Origin of the sequence: Rhabdothermincola salaria (assembly GCF_021246445.1) — a bacterium.
Taxonomy (GTDB): Bacteria; Actinomycetota; Acidimicrobiia; order Acidimicrobiales; family Acidimicrobilacustridaceae; genus Rhabdothermincola_A; species Rhabdothermincola_A salaria.
On record NZ_JAJQXW010000002.1, the window covers coordinates 50,936 to 67,020 of the forward strand.

A 16,085-nucleotide genomic window follows, 5' to 3' on the forward strand; every position below is an offset into this window, starting at 1 on the left:
TACTGCGCCGTCGCCGACGTGACGCCGGGCATCAGGCGGGCGTGAGGTCGAGACCGAGCAGCTTGATCCCGTTGTTGCGGGCGATCTTGTCGATCACGTCCTGCTCGAGGTGGCCGAACTGCATGGCCGCGGCCTCCCGCGAGTGCGGCCAGGTGGAGTCCTGGTGCGGGTAGTCGGTCTCGAAGGTGACGTTGTCGACGCCGACGCGCTCGATGAGCTCCACCCCGACCGGATCCTTGAAGAAGCAACTGAACACCTGGCGGCGGTAGTAGAACGACGGCATCTCCTCCAGCTTCAGCTCCCGGCGGGCCCACTGGTGGGTCATCCACACGTCGTCGCAGCGCTCGACCACGTAGGGGATCCAGCCGATCTGGCACTCGGCGTACATCAGCTTGAGGTTCGGGTAGCGCTCGAGCACCCCGGAGAAGAGGAAGTCGGTGAGGCTGGCGGCGCTGTTGCCGAAGATGATGGTGGCGCCCACCACCTCGGGCGCGTCGGGCGAGGTCTGCGGCGTCTTGGTGCCCGACCCGATGTGCATGCACACCACCGTGCCGGTCTCGTCGCACGCCCGGAAGAAGGGGTCCCAGTAGCCGGAGTGGATGCTCGGCAGGCCGAGGTAGGCCGGGATCTCGCTGAAGGCCACCGCCCGCACGCCCCGGGCGGCGTTGCGGCGCACCTCGGCGGCGGCCAGCTCGACGTCCCACAGCGGCACCAGGCACAGCGGGATGAGGCGGCCACCGCTCTCGGCGGCCCACTCCTCGACCTGCCAGTCGTTGTAGGCCTCGATGCACAGCCGCCCCAGCTCCTTGTCCTGCCCCCACGAGAAGATCTGCCCGGCGAAGCGCGGGTAGTTCGGGTAGCAGAGCTGGGCCTCGACGCCGTTGATGTCCATGTCGGCCAGGCGGTCGGCCACCGTGAAGCAGCCCGGGCGCATGTCGTCGAAGGTGATGCCCTTCATGGTGACCTCCTCGACCGGGTAGCCGGAGGCGGCGATGGGCCGCTTGATGGAGGCGCGGTGGTCCTCGTAGAACCACCAGGCCACGTCGGGCCCGCTGGTGCCGGGCGCCTCCTTGTACACGGCCCCGTCGAGCTCGATGGCGTCGGGGGCCGGGGCCAGCACGATGCGAGGGCCCACGTCGCGGTACTTGGCGGGCAGGCGGCTGGTCCACAGGTCCGGTGGCTCGACGACGTGGGCATCGAGGTCGACGATGGGCGGGATCCGCTCGAGCAGGGCGTCCGACGCCGTGATCTCCGACTGCTGGGTCATCGCTGGCACCTCACCACTCGAGTTGGATGCAATATACGATCCCAGGAGGGGAGCCGTCGACCCGCCGGCACCAGATCGATCTGACGAGGTTGCAGTGAACGACAAGGTCTACACCCACGAGTTCATCGACATCCGGGGCGCCAACCGGCCCAACTACATGCACCACATGACCGCCAACTGGTCGCCCATCGGCCAGGAGGAGCGCAACCAGCTCTGCTTCGGCGTGTGGGGCACGGTGGGCACCACCGGCCACTGGCCGCAGGTGGTGAACATGTGGGAGGAGGACGGCTTCGACGGCCTGGCCGCCGGGCTCGGCCACGAGACCGGGCGCCCCAACCTCCAGGACGTGAAGCTCGAGAAGTGGTGGAAGGAGGCGGCCACCTACCGCAACGGCGGCTTCGACCGGGTGCTCATCCCCGCGCCGTGGACGCGCACCATCACCGAGCTGTGCGCCGACGGGGTCAAGGGCACCACCTACGCCCACGAGACCTACCGGGTCGAGCGCGGCGGGGCCGACGACTTCTTGTCGGCCGTGCGCGACGTGGCCGTCGGCGCCGTGGCCCCCTTCGGCCTCGAGCTGGTCGGCGCCCTCAAGACCTCGATGCGGGCCGACACCGAGTGCATCGTGATCTGGGCCATCCCGTCGTGGCCCCAGTGGGCCGAGCTCGAGAAGGCCGTCTACGCCGACCCGGGCCTGCGGGCCTGGCGCGACATCCAGTGGGGCGCCGAGGACTTCGAGCGCTTCCTCATGTCCGACGCCCCGCTGTCACCCATGAAGATCGGCCGCCAGCCGGCCCGCAGCGACCGCCACGAGGGCTGGTCGGACCTGTAGACGACGCAGGTCGCCGTGCGCGCGACCGGGGTCAGCCCCGCTCGCGCTCGCGGCGCACCTTGGCCTTGCGTCCCTTGATGAGGGCCTTGCCCATGGTGTGCACCACGTCGTCGACCGCCTGGTCGGGCACCTCGACGAGCGAGAAGCGGTCGAAGATCTTGATGGCGCCGATGTCGGCGCCCCTCAGCTCGGTCTCGCCGGTGAAGGCGCCCACCAGGTCCTGGGGGCGCACACCCGACTCCTTGCCGGCCCCGACGAAGACCGTCGTCATGTCGCTGCCGGTGTGCTTGTTCTTCTTGTTCTTCTTGCCCTTCTTGGCTGCCTCGTACTCGGCGCGGTTGGCCCAGTTGGTCGTCCCGGTGCCCTTGTCGCCCTTGCCCGGCTTGTCCCACTTCTTCTTGCCCTCGTAGCCCGACGGCTTGTCGCCCTTGAGGGAGACCTCGGCGATCTCGCGGTCGTCCTCGACGGCGCCGGTGGCCTCGTGGGCCAGCTTCACCGCGGCGAGGGCCACCTCCATCACGTCGAACTCGTCGCAGAGCGTCTCGACCACGCTGCGGTAGTGGTCGAGGTCGTCGGCCACGAGGGTGTCGCGCAGGGTGGCGAGCGTCATCTCGATGCGCTTGTTGCGCAGGTCGGCGACGGTGGGCACCTTCTCGACGCTGACCTGCTGCTTGGTGAGGCGTTCGATGTTCTTGAGCTGGCGGTGCTCGCGGGGCTCGGCCAGCGTGATGGCCACACCCTCGCGACCGGCCCGACCCACCCGGCCGATGCGGTGCACGTAGGACTCGGGCGCGGACGGCACGTCGTAGTTCACGACGTGGGTCAGGTGGTCGACGTCGAGGCCGCGGGCCGCCACGTCGGTGGCGATGAGCAGGTCGGCGGTGCGGCTGCGCAGGCGTCCCATGACACGGTCGCGCTGCTCCTGGCTCATGCCGCCGTGCAGGCCCTCGGCCCGGTAGCCGCGGCCGTTGAGGGTCTCGGTGAGCTCGTCCACCTCGCCCCGCGTGCGGCAGAACACGATGGCCGCCCCGGGAGCCTCGACATCGAGGATGCGGCCCAACGCGGCCGCCTTGTCGGCGCGGCGCACCACGTACGCGGTCTGGCGGACCTTGGGGGCCTCGCCTTCGGCGATGGCCTCCCGGGCGATCTGGATCTTCACCGGATCGGACATGTGGCGCTTGGCCAGACCGGCGATGCGAGAGGGCAGCGTGGCCGAGAACAGCACGGTCTGGCGAGTGGGGGGCGTGGCACCGAGGATGGCCTCGAGATCCTCGGCGAAGCCCATGTCGAGCATCTCGTCGGCCTCGTCGAGCACGACCAGGGCCACGTCGTCGAGCACCAGCGAGCGGCGCTTGATGTGGTCGACGGCCCGCCCGGGGGTGGCCACCACGACATCGACGCCCCGACCGAGGCCCTGGAGCTGGCGACCGATGGGCTGGCCGCCGTAGACGGGCAGCACCCGCGCCCCGAGGGCCCGGCCGTACTTGTGCACCGCTTCGGAGACCTGCATGGCCAGCTCGCGGGTGGGCACCAGCACCAGGGCCAACGGAGCGGTGGTGCCCCGGTCGCCGACGGTGGCCATCCGCTCGAGGATCGGCAGGGCGAACGCCGCCGTCTTGCCGGTACCGGTGGCCGCCTGGCCGAGCAGGTCGCGGCCCTCCATCAGCGGGGGGATGGCCTCACGCTGGATGGGCGTGGGTTCCTCGTAGCCGAGGGCGGTGAGGGCGGTGAGCAGCTCGTCGGGGAGGCCGAGGTCGGCGAAGGTGACCGGAGCGGCGGGGTCAGCGGTGGGGGGCATGGCTCGATTTCCGTTTCCTGAGCCGAGCGAGGGGGCGCACGGCGACGTTCGAGCCTACGGCAACCAGGTGCCGGCTCCTCGGGGGTGCGCCCGGCCTTGTAGAAAGGGACGGTTCCGTCACGAGGAGATCCACCCGTGCAGCTGCGAGATTCCGAGGCCGACGCCGACTTCCGGGCCCGGGCCCGGGCCTGGCTGGCCGATGCCGTGCCCACCCTTGCCCCCGAGCCCGACCCCACCGACTGGCCGGCTCGCCGAACGCGCGACACCCAGTGGCAGCGCCTCTTGTTCGACGCCGGCTACGCCGGCATCAACTGGCCCGCGGAGTACGGCGGCCGGGGCGCCACCCCCACCGAGCACCTGATCTTCCTCGAGGAGGCCAACCGGGCCGGCGCCCCCGACGTCGGCGTGGGCTTCGTCGGCCAGATGCACGCCGGCCCCACGCTCATCGCCGAGGGCACCCCCGAGCAGCAGGACCACCACCTGCGCGGCATCCTCACCGGCGACCACGTGTGGTGCCAGGGCTTCTCCGAGCCCGAGGCCGGCAGCGACCTCGCCAGCCTGCGCACCCGGGCCGTGCGCGACGGCGACCACTACGTCATCAGCGGCCAGAAGATCTGGACCTCGCACGCCCAGGTGGCCGACTACTGCGAGATGCTCGTGCGCACCGATCCCGAGGCCCCCAAGCACAAGGGCATCACCTGGCTCATCGTGCCCATGGACACCCCGGGCATCGAGGTGCGCCCCCTGGTCACCGTGCAGGGCTCGGCCGAGTTCGCCGAGCTCTTCCTCGACGAGGTGCGGGTGCCGGTGACCAACCGCGTCGGGGCCGAGAACGACGGCTGGCGGGTGGCCAACGTGACCCTCAGCTTCGAGCGGGGCACCGGGTTCGTGGGCGAGATGCTCGAGACCACCCGCCTGCACGGCGAACTGGTCCGCATCGCCCGCCAGACGCCGCGGGCCTCGGGCACGGCGTGGGACGACGTCGGTCTGCGGCGCGAGTTCGGTGCGCTGGCCGCCGAGCTCGACGCCCTGTGGGCCTTCACCAAGCGCAACGTGAGCGCCGGCGAGCGGGGCGGCATCCCCATCAGCGGCGGCTCCGGGTTCAAGCTCGCCTACGGCGCGCTGGTCCACCGACTCGGCGACCTGGCCCTGCGCGTCCTCGACCGGGCGTCGCTCAGCTTCGACGACATCGGCGGCCTGCCCACCGGCGCCCAGGTGCACGGCAAGCTGCACGGCTTCGGGGTCTCCACCGGCGGCGGCACGTCACAGATCCAACAGAACATCCTCGCCGAGCGGGTGCTCGGTCTTCCCCGAGAGGCCCGCTGACATGGACTTTGCACTCTCCGACGACCAACGCGACCTGACCGACATGATCCGGCGCTTCGCCGACGACCGCTTCCCCACCGAGACCGTGCGCGCCTTCGGCGAGCCCGGCGGCTTCGACCGCGCCCGCTGGGGCGAGCTGGCCGCGCTGGGCACCTTCGGCATCGCCCTCCCCGAGGACGACGGCGGCGTGGGCCTGCCGGTCGTCGACATGGTCCTGGTGCACGAGACCCTGGGCGGGGCGCTGACCCCCGGCCCGCTGGTGGCCGCCAGCCTCCTGGCCGGTCTCGTCCCCGGCGTCCTCGAGGGCGAGGTCGTGCCCGCCATCGTCGACCGGCCCACCCACGGGCCCATCGTCGTCGAGCACCTCCGCGACGCCGACGTCCTCGTCGTCGTCGACGACGACGGCCTGCGGGTGCTGCCCGCCGCTGCGGTCACCGCCCGCCACATCGACCACCCCACCGATCCGGCCACGCCCGTCTCGGTCGTGGAAGCCCTCCCCGACGAGGCCCCCATCGGCGGCGCCGCCCTCGTCGCCCGCCTCCGCCTGCTGGGCTCGCTCTACGCCTCGGCCCAGCTGGTCGGGAACTCCGAGGCCAGCACCACGCTGGCCGTCGAGTACGCCAAGGAGCGCCACCAGTTCGGGCGTCCCATCGGTTCGTTCCAGGGCCTCAAGCACCTGTTGGCCGACTGCCTGGTGCGCACCGAGGTGGCCCGCTCCTCGGTGTGGGCCGCCGGCGTGATCGCGGACGAGCCCGAGGCCGGAGACCTGGCCCGGGCGGTGGCCGGCGCCCGGGTGCTGGCCGCCAAGGCCGGCACCGAGAACGCCAAGACCGGCATCCAGGTGCACGGCGGCATGGGCTTCACCTGGGAGGTCGACGCCCACCTCTTCCTGAAGCGGGCATGGGTCCTCGAGACCCAGTTCGGCGACCCCGACGGGGCCGCCGAGGCCGTGGCCGACACCCTCGTCGGGTAGCGCGCGCCCGCCCGCCGATCGGCGCCCGATCGGGGCCGGGCGGGCGGGCGGATCAGCCGGTGACGAGCTCGGTGGCCCGGCGCAGGAAGCGCAGGGCCTGATCGCCCACCATGTCCATGGCGGGCCGGGTCGGATCCTTCAGCGAGCGCTGGTAGATGCCCTCGAGCAGCACCGTCATGCGGAAGTTGTAGAGGACCTGGTGGTAGCGCAGCGGTGGGACCTCGATCCCGCGACGGGCCGCGTAGCGCTCCACGATCTCGGCCCGGTCGGGCCACCCGTCGGCCGGGTCCGTCATGGGGGCCCAGATCTCGCAGTAGCCGGCCAGGTCGAGCAACGGATCGCCGATGGTGGACGTCTCCCAATCGAGGATGGCACTCACCCGGGCCGGCCGGTCCGGGCCCACCAGCACGTTCATCATGTGGTAGTCGCCGTGCATGATCGTGGGCACGAAGCTCGTGGGACGGTGACCGTCGAGCCATCGGCCGATCTCGTCGGTGCCCGGCATGTCCCGCCCCTCGTAGGACTCGAGCTGGCCCACCCACCGTGACACCTGGCGGTCGTGGAACCCGGCGGTGCGGTCGAGGTCGCCCAGTCCGGCGGCGCGCCAGTCGACGTCGTGCAGGGCGGCGAGCGCGTCGACCATGGCCTCGGTGATGGCGCGCCGGCCTGCAGGGTCGTCGAACGCAGGGGGCAAGGAAGCGGGCATCGGGTTGAAGCCCTCGACCCGGGCCATCAGGTAGAAGGCGCAACCGAGCACCTCGTTGTCGTCGCAGAAGGCCACCGCCTCCGGGTGCGGGACGTCGGTCCCGGCGAGGGCCGAGAGGAAGCGGAACTCCCGCCGCATGCCCTCGTCGGCCCGGTCCACGGCCACCTGGGCCGGACGGCGCAACACGTACGTGTGCCCCCCTCGATGGACGAGGAACATGGCGTTGGACGCGCCCCCGACCAGCGGCTCCACCGCCAGCGCGTTCCCGGGCGCCACCCCCGCCTGGTCGAGCCACGGGGCGAGACGCTCGGGATCGGCGAGCGTCAGGTCATCCACCTCGGCCACGCCAGTGCTCCTCTCCAACGGCCTCGACCACCAGCATGGCCGGTCGAGGCCGCGAGGCCGTGCCTGATCACGTGGTGCTACCTCGGTCCGAAGCGCAGGCCCCCGTCGATGCGGGCGACGTGGCCGTTCAGGTACCGGTTCTCGACCAGGTGCTGCACCAGGCGGGCGAACTCGTCGGGGTGCCCCAGTCGGTGCGGGAAGGGGACGGTGGCCGCCAGCTGGTCGCGCAGCTCCGCCGGCGCCTGGGCCCAGCCGGCCGTGTCCATGACCCCGGGAGCGACGGCGTTGACCCGGATGCCCTGGCTGGAGAGGTCTCGGGCGGCGATGAGCGTCATGCCCAGCAGCGCCGACTTGGCCGACCCGTAGGCGATCTGGCCGATCTGGCCCTCGAAGGCGGCACCGGAGGTCACCAGCACGACGGCCCCCCGCTCGCCGTCGGGGTCGGGCTCGAGCGCGCTCATGGCCACCGCCGCCAGGCGCAGCGTGTTGAACGTGCCCACCACGTTGAGGTCGAGGGTCTGGGTGAAGGAGTCGAGCGGGTGGGGGTTGCCCTTGCGGTCGACCACCCGCGAGGCCGGGGCCCCACCTCCCGCGCAGGCCACCGCGATGCGCAGCCCGCCGAGGTCGGCGGCGGCGTCGACCGCGCGCTGGGTGTCGTCGGCATCGATGACGCTGCCGGCCACGGCCGCCACCCGATCCCCGAGGTCGGCCGCCACGGCGTCGAGCCCCTCCGCGTTCAGGTCGAACAGCACGACCGGATGGCCGAGGGCGTGGAGGTGCCGAGCGGTGGCCTCGCCGAGCCCGGAGGCGGCGCCGGTGACGAGAGCGACGCGGTTCGTCGGGTCGGGGACGGTGGGAGCGGTCATGGGTTCCTCACGGGGGACGGGCCCGACGAGAGCGACGACCGACCCAGGGGCCGGCGCCACCGGGTGGGCGGGCGGCGGATCGGGGTCAGCGGGCGGCGAGGTCGCGCTCGCCCGTGTCGGCGAACAGGCCGCGCCCGTCGAGCAGCGCCACCACGGCGTCGCCCTGGCGGGCCAGCACCCGGCGGAACTCCTCGGCGGCGGCGTCGGCATCGCCGGCCTCGAGGCTGCGGGTGACGGCGGCCAGCCCCTCGCGCTGGGTCTCGAGGGCTCCGGGCACCACCGCGAAGAAGTTGCCGGGCACGATGCTGGTCATGACCCGGGCGACGGAGCGCAGGCGGGGAGCCCGGGCCGCCCGGTGCAGCGCACCGAGGAAGGCCCGGTTGGCGAGGTTGAAGGCCTCGGGGTCCTGGGCGGCCGCGACGTCGGCCGATGCGGCCACGATGTCGGCCATGCCGGCGGCGTCGCCCCGCTCGACCACCCGGCGGGCCACGAGGGCGAAGATCGAGCCGAACAGCTCGTAGTGGTCGCGGACGTAGTCGGGATCGAGGCCGTTGACGTACGCGCCCCGATGGGGCTCGATGGTGACCCATCCCTCGCGGTCGAGGGCGATGATGGCTTCGCGCACCGGGATGCGGCTCACACCGAGGTTCTCGGCGATCTCGTCCTGACGCACACGGTCACCCGGACGCAGGTCGCCGTCGAACACCATCCGGCGGATGTGGGCGGCGACCTGGTCACCACTGCTGCGTCGGTCCATCGGGCGAGTATACGAAATATCAAATCCAACCTTGGCCGATGGCGGGGCCGGGCGCTCCGGCCCCGGCCCCACCATCGGCGAAGACCAGGGGTCTGCGCCTCAGGCGAAGGTGCAGCGGCCGGTGTCGATGACCACCCGGCCGTCGCCGCCCTTGGTCTGGAAGACCGCCTCGCCCGCGGCGTCGGACCAGATCTCGACGGTGAGCTCCTCGCCCGGGAGGACCGGCTTGGCGAAGCGGCCCGTCATGGAGGTGAACCGGGCGGGGTCGCCTTCGCAGAGGCTGTGCAGCAAGGCCCGTCCGGTGAAGCCGTACGTGCACAAGCCGTGGAGGATGGGCCGGTCGAAGCCGCCCTTGGCCGCGAACGTGGGATCGGAGTGCAGCGGGTTGCGATCGCCGGAGAGGCGGTAGAGCAGGGCCTGGTCGGGACGAGTGGCGTAGGTGACCACGTGGTCGGGCGCCCGTTCCGGCGGGGTGGCGTCGGTCGAGGGCCCACGGTCGCCGCCCCAGCCGCCCTCGCCCCGGATGAACAGCGAGGTGGTGTTCTTGAACAGCGGCTTGCCCGTGGCCACGTCGGTGGAGACCACGTCGGCCACGACGAGCGCACCGGAGCCCTTGTCGTAGATGCCGGTGATCGTGCCCTGGTTGGAGACGGTGCCCTCGACCGGGATCTCGCCGTACAGCTCGATGGCCTGGGAGCCGTGGACCAGCATGGCCGGGTTGAACGAGCCGATCTCGCGCAGGGCACCGGTGCCCCCGAGCATCAACACGACCGCCATGGTGGGCAGCACCCGTTGGGGCGTGTCGGCGGTGTTCTCGGTGGTGAACTGCAGCTCGTCGGTGCCGGCGCCCACGCCGAGGGCGTAGAGGAGGGCGTCCTTGGAGGTCCAGCTCTGCTCGACCGGGTCGGCGGTGGCGCCGACGGCGTCGGGGTTGATGGGCATCTCAGCTCCTGGGTCGTTCGGTGACGACGATCATGGCACCCGGAAGGCACCGTCGACGATGGCGTGGAGCTCGTCGAGCGACATGCGGCCCGCCGACGATCCGCCGACCACCTCCGGGTCGATGCCCTGGAAGGCCTGCACCAGACCGCTCAGCACCCGGGCCATGGCCCACGGGTCTCCCGGGCGGATGGACCGCTCGCGCTGGCCCCGTGCCATCACGTCGGCCTGCAGCGAGATGACCCGCTGGAGGTTGCCGGACAGCTCCGGGGACCGGGGGATCTCCGGCGACAGCACCGTGGTGCCGGCCGAGCGCAGGTAGAGCCGCCCGAAGTGCGGGTGGGCCCGGAAGAAGCCGACCTCGAAGTCGACGATGCGGTGCAGGGCGTCGAGGGCATCGGCGGCGGCGGCGACCGCGGCCTCGATGCCGGGGGTGAAGTCCGCCCCCCGCCGCAGCCAGATGCTCAGGAACAGGTCGTCTTTGTTGGCGAAGAAGGAGTAGACCGACCCCACCGAGTACTCGGCGAGGCCGGCCACCTCCTTCAGCGTGGTGTCGTGGAACCCCTTGGCCCCGAAGACCTCCTCGGCCGCGTCGAGCAGCTGCTGGCGCGCCAGCTCCTGCTGGCGGGCCCGGCGTTGCTCACGGCGGCCGGCGACGTCGAGGGCGGCTTCGGGCTGGGGGGTCACACGATCACGGTCCGTCGGGGGTCGGCGCCGGCCGGGTCATCCGGCCGCGTTGTTGCTGGGCCACTCCGGGCGGTGGTAGCCGTCGAAGCGCAGCTCGCCGCCGCGCAGCTCCCGGATGGTGAGGAAGTCGCCCTTGTAGCCCTTGTGATCGTAGGGGCCGAACTGCACGTAGCAGCCCGGGCCACCGTTGGTGGCCGGCATCCAGCGGATCTTCTCGAGGCCCTCCTTCACCCAGCGCGGATGGGGGATGGCGGCGTTGGCGATGCCGTGGATGGCGGCCCGGGCGGTGTCGTAGGCGAGGGCGATGACCACGTTGCCGGTCTTGCGGCCGAAGCGCTTCTGGAACCGTTCGATCAGGGCGTTGTAGTTGGGGTTGGCCCCGTCCTCACCGAGCTGGTCGACCCCGTGCCAGCCCTCGAGGCCCTCGGCCCACTTGTTGGAGTTCGAATAGAACATGAAGGCGGTGCCCATGACGCGGGGCGGATCCCAGTCGATGGCCTTGAACGCCTCGGCGAAGTGGAACGTGGCGTAGCCGTAGCCCCCGTAGTAGATGCCCTCGACACCGAGGTCGCGCATCATGGCGAGGTCGTCGGCGAGCCCCACCGGGTTGGGCTCGAGCTTCACCTCACGCACGACGGACATGCCCTGGCGCAGAGCCTCGTCGCGGAAGTAGTCGGCGTAGTCCTTGCCGGACGAGCCCGCCTCCCAGAACAGGCCGACCTTCTCGTGGCCCTGGGCGGCCAGCCACTGCGCGCACATCACGCCCTCGGTGGGGATGTCGCCGTTGGCGACGGTGAAGTTGTACTCCGAGGCGTACTTGTGGGCGCCCGTCCAGCCGATGCAGGCCACGCCGAGCTCGTTGGCGGTGTCCTGCACCACCAGGCAGTTGTCGGAGATCATCGGCCCGAGCACGACCACGCAGCCCTGCTCGACGAGCCACGTGTAGCCGTCGATGACCTTGCGGTAGTTCTCACGAGGGAGGCCGCGCGCGTCGGCGATGACGAGCTGGACGGGGCTGCGGGCCCACACCCCTTCGTTGAGGGCGTCCTCGATGGCGAGGATGGTCGGATCGATCCAGTCGGCGAGCAGCTGGTTGAGGTCCATGTCGATGAGGATCCCGATCTTCACCGGCTCGAAGGGGTCCCCCTGGGTCTGCAGGCCACGCGTCGGCGGATAGATCGTGATGTTCTGCACGGCGTCGTCGACCGCCGGGCCCCCGCCCTGCCACCAGTACTGGGTGTCGGCCTCGCCGGAGCCCCCCTCGAGGTGGGCCCGGGTGCCGTGGGCCACGTTGGTGACGGCGCGGTCCTCCTGGGCGATGCCCAGGTCGACCGGGGCCGGGAACATCCGCTGGGCGTACTCGATCTCGTCGTTGCTCACTGGTTCCCCCGTGCTCGCGACGGCCTCTGCCGCCGAGGTGTGGCGCGGACCCACTCGGCTCCGCGGGCCCGAACGTAGCAGGGTTCAGTCAATTGAGTTACGGTTCACTCCACGAACGGGTGCGCGCCGCCGCGCACCCCGACTCCAGCCTGTAGGGGGCACCCACCATGCATGCCGACGACCTGATCCTCATCAGCGTGGACGACCACCTGGTCGAGCCGCCCGACATGTTCGACGACCACACCCCCGCCAAGTGGAAGGACCGCTTCCCCCGCGTCGAGCGCAACGACGCCGGCGACGACGTCTGGGTGTTCGAGGGCGCCACCATCCCCAACATCGGCCTCAACGCCGTGGCCGGCCGACCCAAGGAGGAGTACGGCATCGAGCCGACGGCCTTCGACGAGATCCGCGAGGGGTGCTGGAACGTCCACGAGCGGGTCAAGGACATGGACGCCGGGGGCGTGCTCGGCTCCATGAACTTCCCGTCCTTCCCCGCCTTCAGCGGGCGCCTCTTCGCCGCCTGCGACGACAAGGACCTGGCCCTCGACGTGGTGCGGGCCTACAACGACTGGCACGTCGACGAGTGGTGCGGCGCCTACCCGGACCGCTTCATCCCCATGGGCCTGCCGGTGCTCTGGGACCCCGAGCTGGCCGCGGAGGAGGTCCGTCGTCTGGCGAAGAAGGGCGTGCACTCGCTCACCTTCACCGAGAACCCCTACACGCTGGGCTACCCGAGCTTCCACAGCGACCACTGGGACCCGCTCTGGAAGGCCGTGTGCGACACCGACACCGTGCTGTCGATCCACCTCGGTTCGTCGGGGCAGCTGGCCATCACCGCCCCCGACGCGCCGGTCGACGTCATGATCACCCTGCAGCCCATGAACATCGCCTACGCGGCGGCGGACCTGCTGTGGTCGCGCATCCCCAAGCAGTTCCCCGACATCAGGATCGCCCTGTCCGAGGGCGGCACCGGCTGGATCCCCTACTTCCTCGACCGGGCCGACCGCACCTACGACATGCACCACCTCTGGACCGGCCAGGACTTCGGCGACCAGCGGCCGAGCGACATCTTCCGCAAGCACTTCCTCACCTGCTTCATCGCCGACCCGGTGGGCGTCGGCCTCCGCGACGAGATCGGCATCGACAACATCGCCTGGGAGCTCGACTACCCGCACTCGGACTCCTCGTGGCCCTTCGCTCCCGAGGAGCTGGCCGAGGTGGCCGAAGGGGTCCCCGACGCCGACCTGCACAAGATGGGCTACGAGAACGCCATGCGCTGGTACCACTGGGACCCGTTCGCCAACGGCCGCACCCGCGAGGAGTCCACCGTCGGCGCCCTGCGCGAGAAGGCCCGCGGCCACGACGTGACCACCAAGTCCTACGACAAGGGCCGCCGCGAGAAGCACGTCGGCATCGAGATCGGCAAGCTGGCCCCCACCGCCTGAACCGACCGCACCCGGTCGCCCGAACCCGTTCGTCCCCACCCGGCCCCACGACGAAGGAACCGAGGTTCCTCCCGGTGGGGCCGGAGCGCGTGCGAACCGGCCCGCCACCACGAACGTCGATGATGGAGCCATGACCCCCACGATCACCCGCCCCGCCGGCCACCCCCTCGTGGGCCTCGAGCTGGTCGACGGCGACGTCGCCGTGCTCACCCTCGACGACGCCGACCACCGCAACGCCCTGAGCATCGAGCTCTCCCTCGACCTCGGCGCCGCGGTCGAGGGAGCCCTCGCGTCGGGCGTGGGCGCGATCGTCCTGTGCGCCGCCGGCCCGGTGTTCTGCGCCGGGGGCGCCCTCGACGACCTCATCACCCCCCGGGCCACGCTGGAGGAGACCTACACCGGCTTCGTGGCCCTCGCCGACTGCCCGGTCGTCACGGTGGCCGCGGTGGGCGGCGCCGCCATCGGCGCCGGGGTCAACCTGCCGCTGGCCTGCGACGTGGTCGTCACCTCGCCGGCGGCCCGCTTCGATCCCCGTCTGCTCGACCTCGGCATCCACCCGGGCGGCGGCCAGCTGTGGCGTCTGGTCGACCGGGTGGGTCGCCAGGGCGCCGCCGCCCTGTCGTTGTGCGGCGACGTGCTCGACGGCGCCGAGGCCGAGGCCAAGGGGTTGGCCTGGCGCTGCGTCGCCGACGACGACCTGGTGCCCACCGCGCTGCGGCTGGCGCGACGCGCCGCCGGCCGCCCCCGTGCCGCGGTGCTCCGGGCCAAGCAGACGCTCGACGCCAGCCTCGCCATCGGCAGCGCCGAGGAGGCCATGGCCCTCGAGCTCGAGGCCCAACGCCGCTCCATGGCCGACCCCGACCTCCCGGGTCGCGTCACCGCGCTTCAGGACTCCCTGGCCCGCCGCACCCGCCAGCCCTGACCCACCCCACCCCACCCCACCCCACCCCACCCCACGCTTCTTGCATGGTTTCGACGCGCCCCACGACGCCGTTCTCATGCAAGAACGTCCAACGATCTGTTCTTGCATGGTTTCGGCGTGCCCCACGACGCCGTTCTCATGCAAGAACGCGAGGGGGGGGTCAGCGCTTGTCGTAGGTGATGCCGGCGGCGTCGACGTCCCAGGTGGCGTCGGTGACGCCCTCGTCGCGCAGCTCGCGCTTGAGCACGCGACCGACTGGGGAGCGCGGGAGCTCGGCGCGGAACTCGATGTAGCGGGGCAGGGCGAAGTAGGGGAGCTCGTCGACGCACCAACGGAAGAGCTCTTCCTCGGTGACGGCCTGGCCCTCGGCGACGGTGGCGGTGACCTTGAGGTCGTCCTCGGTGAGCTCGCTGAGCACGGCGTGCACGGCGACGTCGGCGAGGGCGCCATGGCCCATGAGGATGCGCTCGACCTCGAAGCTGGAGATGTTCTCGCCCCGGCGGCGCAGGTAGTCGGCCTTGCGGTCGACGAAGAAGAGGAAGTCCTCGTCGTCGACGAGGCCGATGTCGCCGGTGTGGTACCACCAGTTGCGGCTGGTGGCCACGGTGGCCTCGGGCCGACCCCAGTAGCCGGCAAACATCACCTCGGGGCGCTTGGGCCGGATGACGATCTCGCCCTCGGTTCCGCGCGGCACCTCGTTGTCGTCGTCGTCGAAGATGCGCACGTCGAAGTACTCGTCGTTGATGACGCCAGCGGCGTTGGGCTTGTTGCGTACGCCGTGGGGCTGCCAGGAGATGAGGCTGGCCTCGGTGACGCCGTAGGCGCCGCTGAAGGTGGTGACCCCGAAGCGCTCGCGGATGACGTCGTCGACCTCGACGGGCATCGGGGCGGCACCGATGAGCCGCAGCGACGTGTTGGCCTCCGGTGCCCCCGACCGGGGCATCTCGGGGCGGTCGACGTCGTGGGCCAGGAGGTAGGCCATGGTCCCCAACGTGGAGGTGACGGTGGCCCCGGTGCGGTTCATCTCCGGCCAGAAGTTCGACACCGAGAACCGCCGGTAGATGGCCGAGCGCCCGCCCCACACCAACGGGCCGAGCACCGCGGTGGTGATGGCGTTGAAGTGGAACAGCGGCAGCGGCGTCCACACCACGTCGTCGGCGGTGCGCTCCCAGCAGATCCCGATCTGGCGGGTCAGGGCCTCGTGGTAGTTGTGGCTGAGCATGCAGCCCTTGGACGGACCGGTGGTGCCGCCGGTGTAGATGAAGGTGCCCAGATCCGACGGGCGGATGTCGACGCTCGGCGGGGCGGCGTCGGCGGTGAGCAGGTCGGCCCAGGTGTGGACCGTCGCCGACCCCATGGTCGGCGTCTCCGCGGCGATGACCACCACGTGGCCCAGGTCCGGCAGGTCCGGTGCGACCCGCTGGGCCCGGTCGGCCAGATCGGCCTCGACCACCAGCACGGTGGCGCCCGAGTCGTGCAGCTGGTGGCGCAGGTAGTCGCCCTTGTAGGCGGTGTTGACGGGCACGGCGATGGCGCCGGTCCACACGATCCCCCACCAGGCCAACATCGCCTCGGCGGAGTTCTCGATGAGCGTCGCCACCCGGTCGCCCTTGGTCACCCCCAGGTCGGCGAGCGCCGTGGCCAGGCGGCGCGCCGTGTCGTGCACCTCGGCGGCGGACACCTTGGTGCCGCACACGTCGAGGTACTCGCTCGAGGGATCCGTCTCGAGTCGATGCTCCAACAGCTCGATGATCGTGGTCTGCTCGCCACTCACCCAGACGTCGCCAGCCATGTAGTCCCCTTCGTGGGCTCGTCGGAGGCCGAGTCCGACACCCCTGCCGA

14 protein-coding genes are annotated in these 16,085 nt (G+C 71.4%); 5 read left to right on the forward strand and 9 right to left on the reverse strand.

The genetic code is table 11. The annotated features are described in order from the left end of the window. Positions 1 to 31 precede the first annotated feature (31 nt). A complete protein-coding gene (locus LUW87_RS09540; protein ID WP_232670944.1) occupies positions 32 to 1,267 on the reverse strand; it encodes an amidohydrolase family protein in 1,236 nt (411 codons plus the stop codon). Between the two features lie 94 nt (positions 1,268 to 1,361). Here LUW87_RS09540 and LUW87_RS09545 point away from each other — a divergent pair, with 94 nt between their 5' ends. Further along, positions 1,362 to 2,099: a hypothetical protein gene (locus LUW87_RS09545; RefSeq protein WP_232670945.1), complete on the forward strand. Its 738-nt coding sequence runs from the start codon at positions 1,362 to 1,364 to the stop codon at positions 2,097 to 2,099. A gap of 31 nt (positions 2,100 to 2,130) precedes the next feature. On the opposite strand, the gene LUW87_RS09550 is transcribed toward LUW87_RS09545, so the two are convergent. Next, complete coding sequence (locus LUW87_RS09550) at positions 2,131 to 3,897, reverse strand: DEAD/DEAH box helicase (RefSeq protein ID WP_232670946.1); 1,767 nt, start codon at positions 3,895 to 3,897, stop codon at positions 2,131 to 2,133. Positions 3,898 to 4,032: 135 nt separating this feature from the next. Between LUW87_RS09550 and LUW87_RS09555 the strand changes: the two genes are divergently transcribed. Then, positions 4,033 to 5,223: an acyl-CoA dehydrogenase family protein gene (locus LUW87_RS09555; RefSeq protein WP_232670947.1), complete on the forward strand. Its 1,191-nt coding sequence runs from the start codon at positions 4,033 to 4,035 to the stop codon at positions 5,221 to 5,223. Position 5,224: 1 nt separating this feature from the next. Further along, the gene (locus LUW87_RS09560; protein ID WP_232670948.1) at positions 5,225 to 6,196 is read left to right on the forward strand and encodes an acyl-CoA dehydrogenase family protein; all 972 of its coding nucleotides are present in this window, start codon (positions 5,225 to 5,227) and stop codon (positions 6,194 to 6,196) included. 52 nt (positions 6,197 to 6,248) lie between these two features. Here the strand turns inward: LUW87_RS09560 and LUW87_RS09565 are convergent, their stop codons facing one another. The 6 genes from LUW87_RS09565 to LUW87_RS09590 all read right to left on the reverse strand — a co-directional run bounded on the left by LUW87_RS09565 (position 6,249) and on the right by LUW87_RS09590 (position 11,876). Then, on the reverse strand, positions 6,249 to 7,247 hold the full coding sequence (locus LUW87_RS09565; protein ID WP_232670949.1) for a phosphotransferase family protein: 999 nt from the start codon (positions 7,245 to 7,247) through the stop codon (positions 6,249 to 6,251). A gap of 77 nt (positions 7,248 to 7,324) precedes the next feature. Then, positions 7,325 to 8,113, reverse strand: coding sequence for an SDR family NAD(P)-dependent oxidoreductase (locus LUW87_RS09570; RefSeq protein ID WP_232670950.1), 789 nt, complete (start codon positions 8,111 to 8,113; stop codon positions 7,325 to 7,327). Between the two features lie 85 nt (positions 8,114 to 8,198). Further along, complete coding sequence (locus tag LUW87_RS09575) at positions 8,199 to 8,870, reverse strand: GntR family transcriptional regulator (RefSeq protein WP_232670951.1); 672 nt, start codon at positions 8,868 to 8,870, stop codon at positions 8,199 to 8,201. A gap of 99 nt (positions 8,871 to 8,969) precedes the next feature. Further along, entirely contained in the window at positions 8,970 to 9,812 is an 843-nt protein-coding gene (locus LUW87_RS09580) for a MaoC/PaaZ C-terminal domain-containing protein (RefSeq protein ID WP_232670952.1), read from the reverse strand. A 30-nt stretch (positions 9,813 to 9,842) separates the two neighbouring features. Beyond that, positions 9,843 to 10,496, reverse strand: a complete 654-nt coding sequence (locus LUW87_RS09585; protein WP_232670953.1) for a TetR/AcrR family transcriptional regulator — start codon at positions 10,494 to 10,496, stop codon at positions 9,843 to 9,845. 36 nt (positions 10,497 to 10,532) lie between these two features. Continuing rightward, complete coding sequence (locus LUW87_RS09590; protein ID WP_232670954.1) at positions 10,533 to 11,876, reverse strand: ABC transporter substrate-binding protein; 1,344 nt, start codon at positions 11,874 to 11,876, stop codon at positions 10,533 to 10,535. 167 nt (positions 11,877 to 12,043) lie between these two features. Here LUW87_RS09590 and LUW87_RS09595 point away from each other — a divergent pair, with 167 nt between their 5' ends. Beyond that, entirely contained in the window at positions 12,044 to 13,321 is a 1,278-nt protein-coding gene (locus tag LUW87_RS09595) for an amidohydrolase family protein (protein ID WP_232670955.1), read from the forward strand. Between the two features lie 130 nt (positions 13,322 to 13,451). Beyond that, on the forward strand, positions 13,452 to 14,243 hold the full coding sequence (locus LUW87_RS09600) for an enoyl-CoA hydratase-related protein (protein WP_232670956.1): 792 nt from the start codon (positions 13,452 to 13,454) through the stop codon (positions 14,241 to 14,243). A 160-nt stretch (positions 14,244 to 14,403) separates the two neighbouring features. On the opposite strand, the gene LUW87_RS09605 is transcribed toward LUW87_RS09600, so the two are convergent. Further along, positions 14,404 to 16,035, reverse strand: a complete 1,632-nt coding sequence (locus tag LUW87_RS09605) for an AMP-binding protein (protein ID WP_232670957.1) — start codon at positions 16,033 to 16,035, stop codon at positions 14,404 to 14,406. Between the last annotated feature and the right edge of the window lie 50 nt (positions 16,036 to 16,085).

Excerpts from the sequence above, each read along its gene's own strand:
- LUW87_RS09540 (WP_232670944.1), bottom strand. The coding sequence starts at position 1,267 with ATGACCCAGCAGTCGGAGATCACGGCGTCGGACGCCCTGCTCGAGCGG.
- LUW87_RS09605 (WP_232670957.1), bottom strand. The coding sequence starts at position 16,035 with ATGGCTGGCGACGTCTGGGTGAGTGGCGAGCAGACCACGATCATCGAG.
- LUW87_RS09550 (WP_232670946.1), bottom strand. The coding sequence starts at position 3,897 with ATGCCCCCCACCGCTGACCCCGCCGCTCCGGTCACCTTCGCCGACCTC.
- LUW87_RS09560 (WP_232670948.1), top strand. The coding sequence starts at position 5,225 with ATGGACTTTGCACTCTCCGACGACCAACGCGACCTGACCGACATGATC.
- LUW87_RS09600 (WP_232670956.1), top strand. The coding sequence starts at position 13,452 with ATGACCCCCACGATCACCCGCCCCGCCGGCCACCCCCTCGTGGGCCTC.
- LUW87_RS09580 (WP_232670952.1), bottom strand. The coding sequence starts at position 9,812 with ATGCCCATCAACCCCGACGCCGTCGGCGCCACCGCCGACCCGGTCGAG.
- LUW87_RS09575 (WP_232670951.1), bottom strand. The coding sequence starts at position 8,870 with ATGGACCGACGCAGCAGTGGTGACCAGGTCGCCGCCCACATCCGCCGG.
- LUW87_RS09595 (WP_232670955.1), top strand. The coding sequence starts at position 12,044 with ATGCATGCCGACGACCTGATCCTCATCAGCGTGGACGACCACCTGGTC.
- LUW87_RS09570 (WP_232670950.1), bottom strand. The coding sequence starts at position 8,113 with ATGACCGCTCCCACCGTCCCCGACCCGACGAACCGCGTCGCTCTCGTC.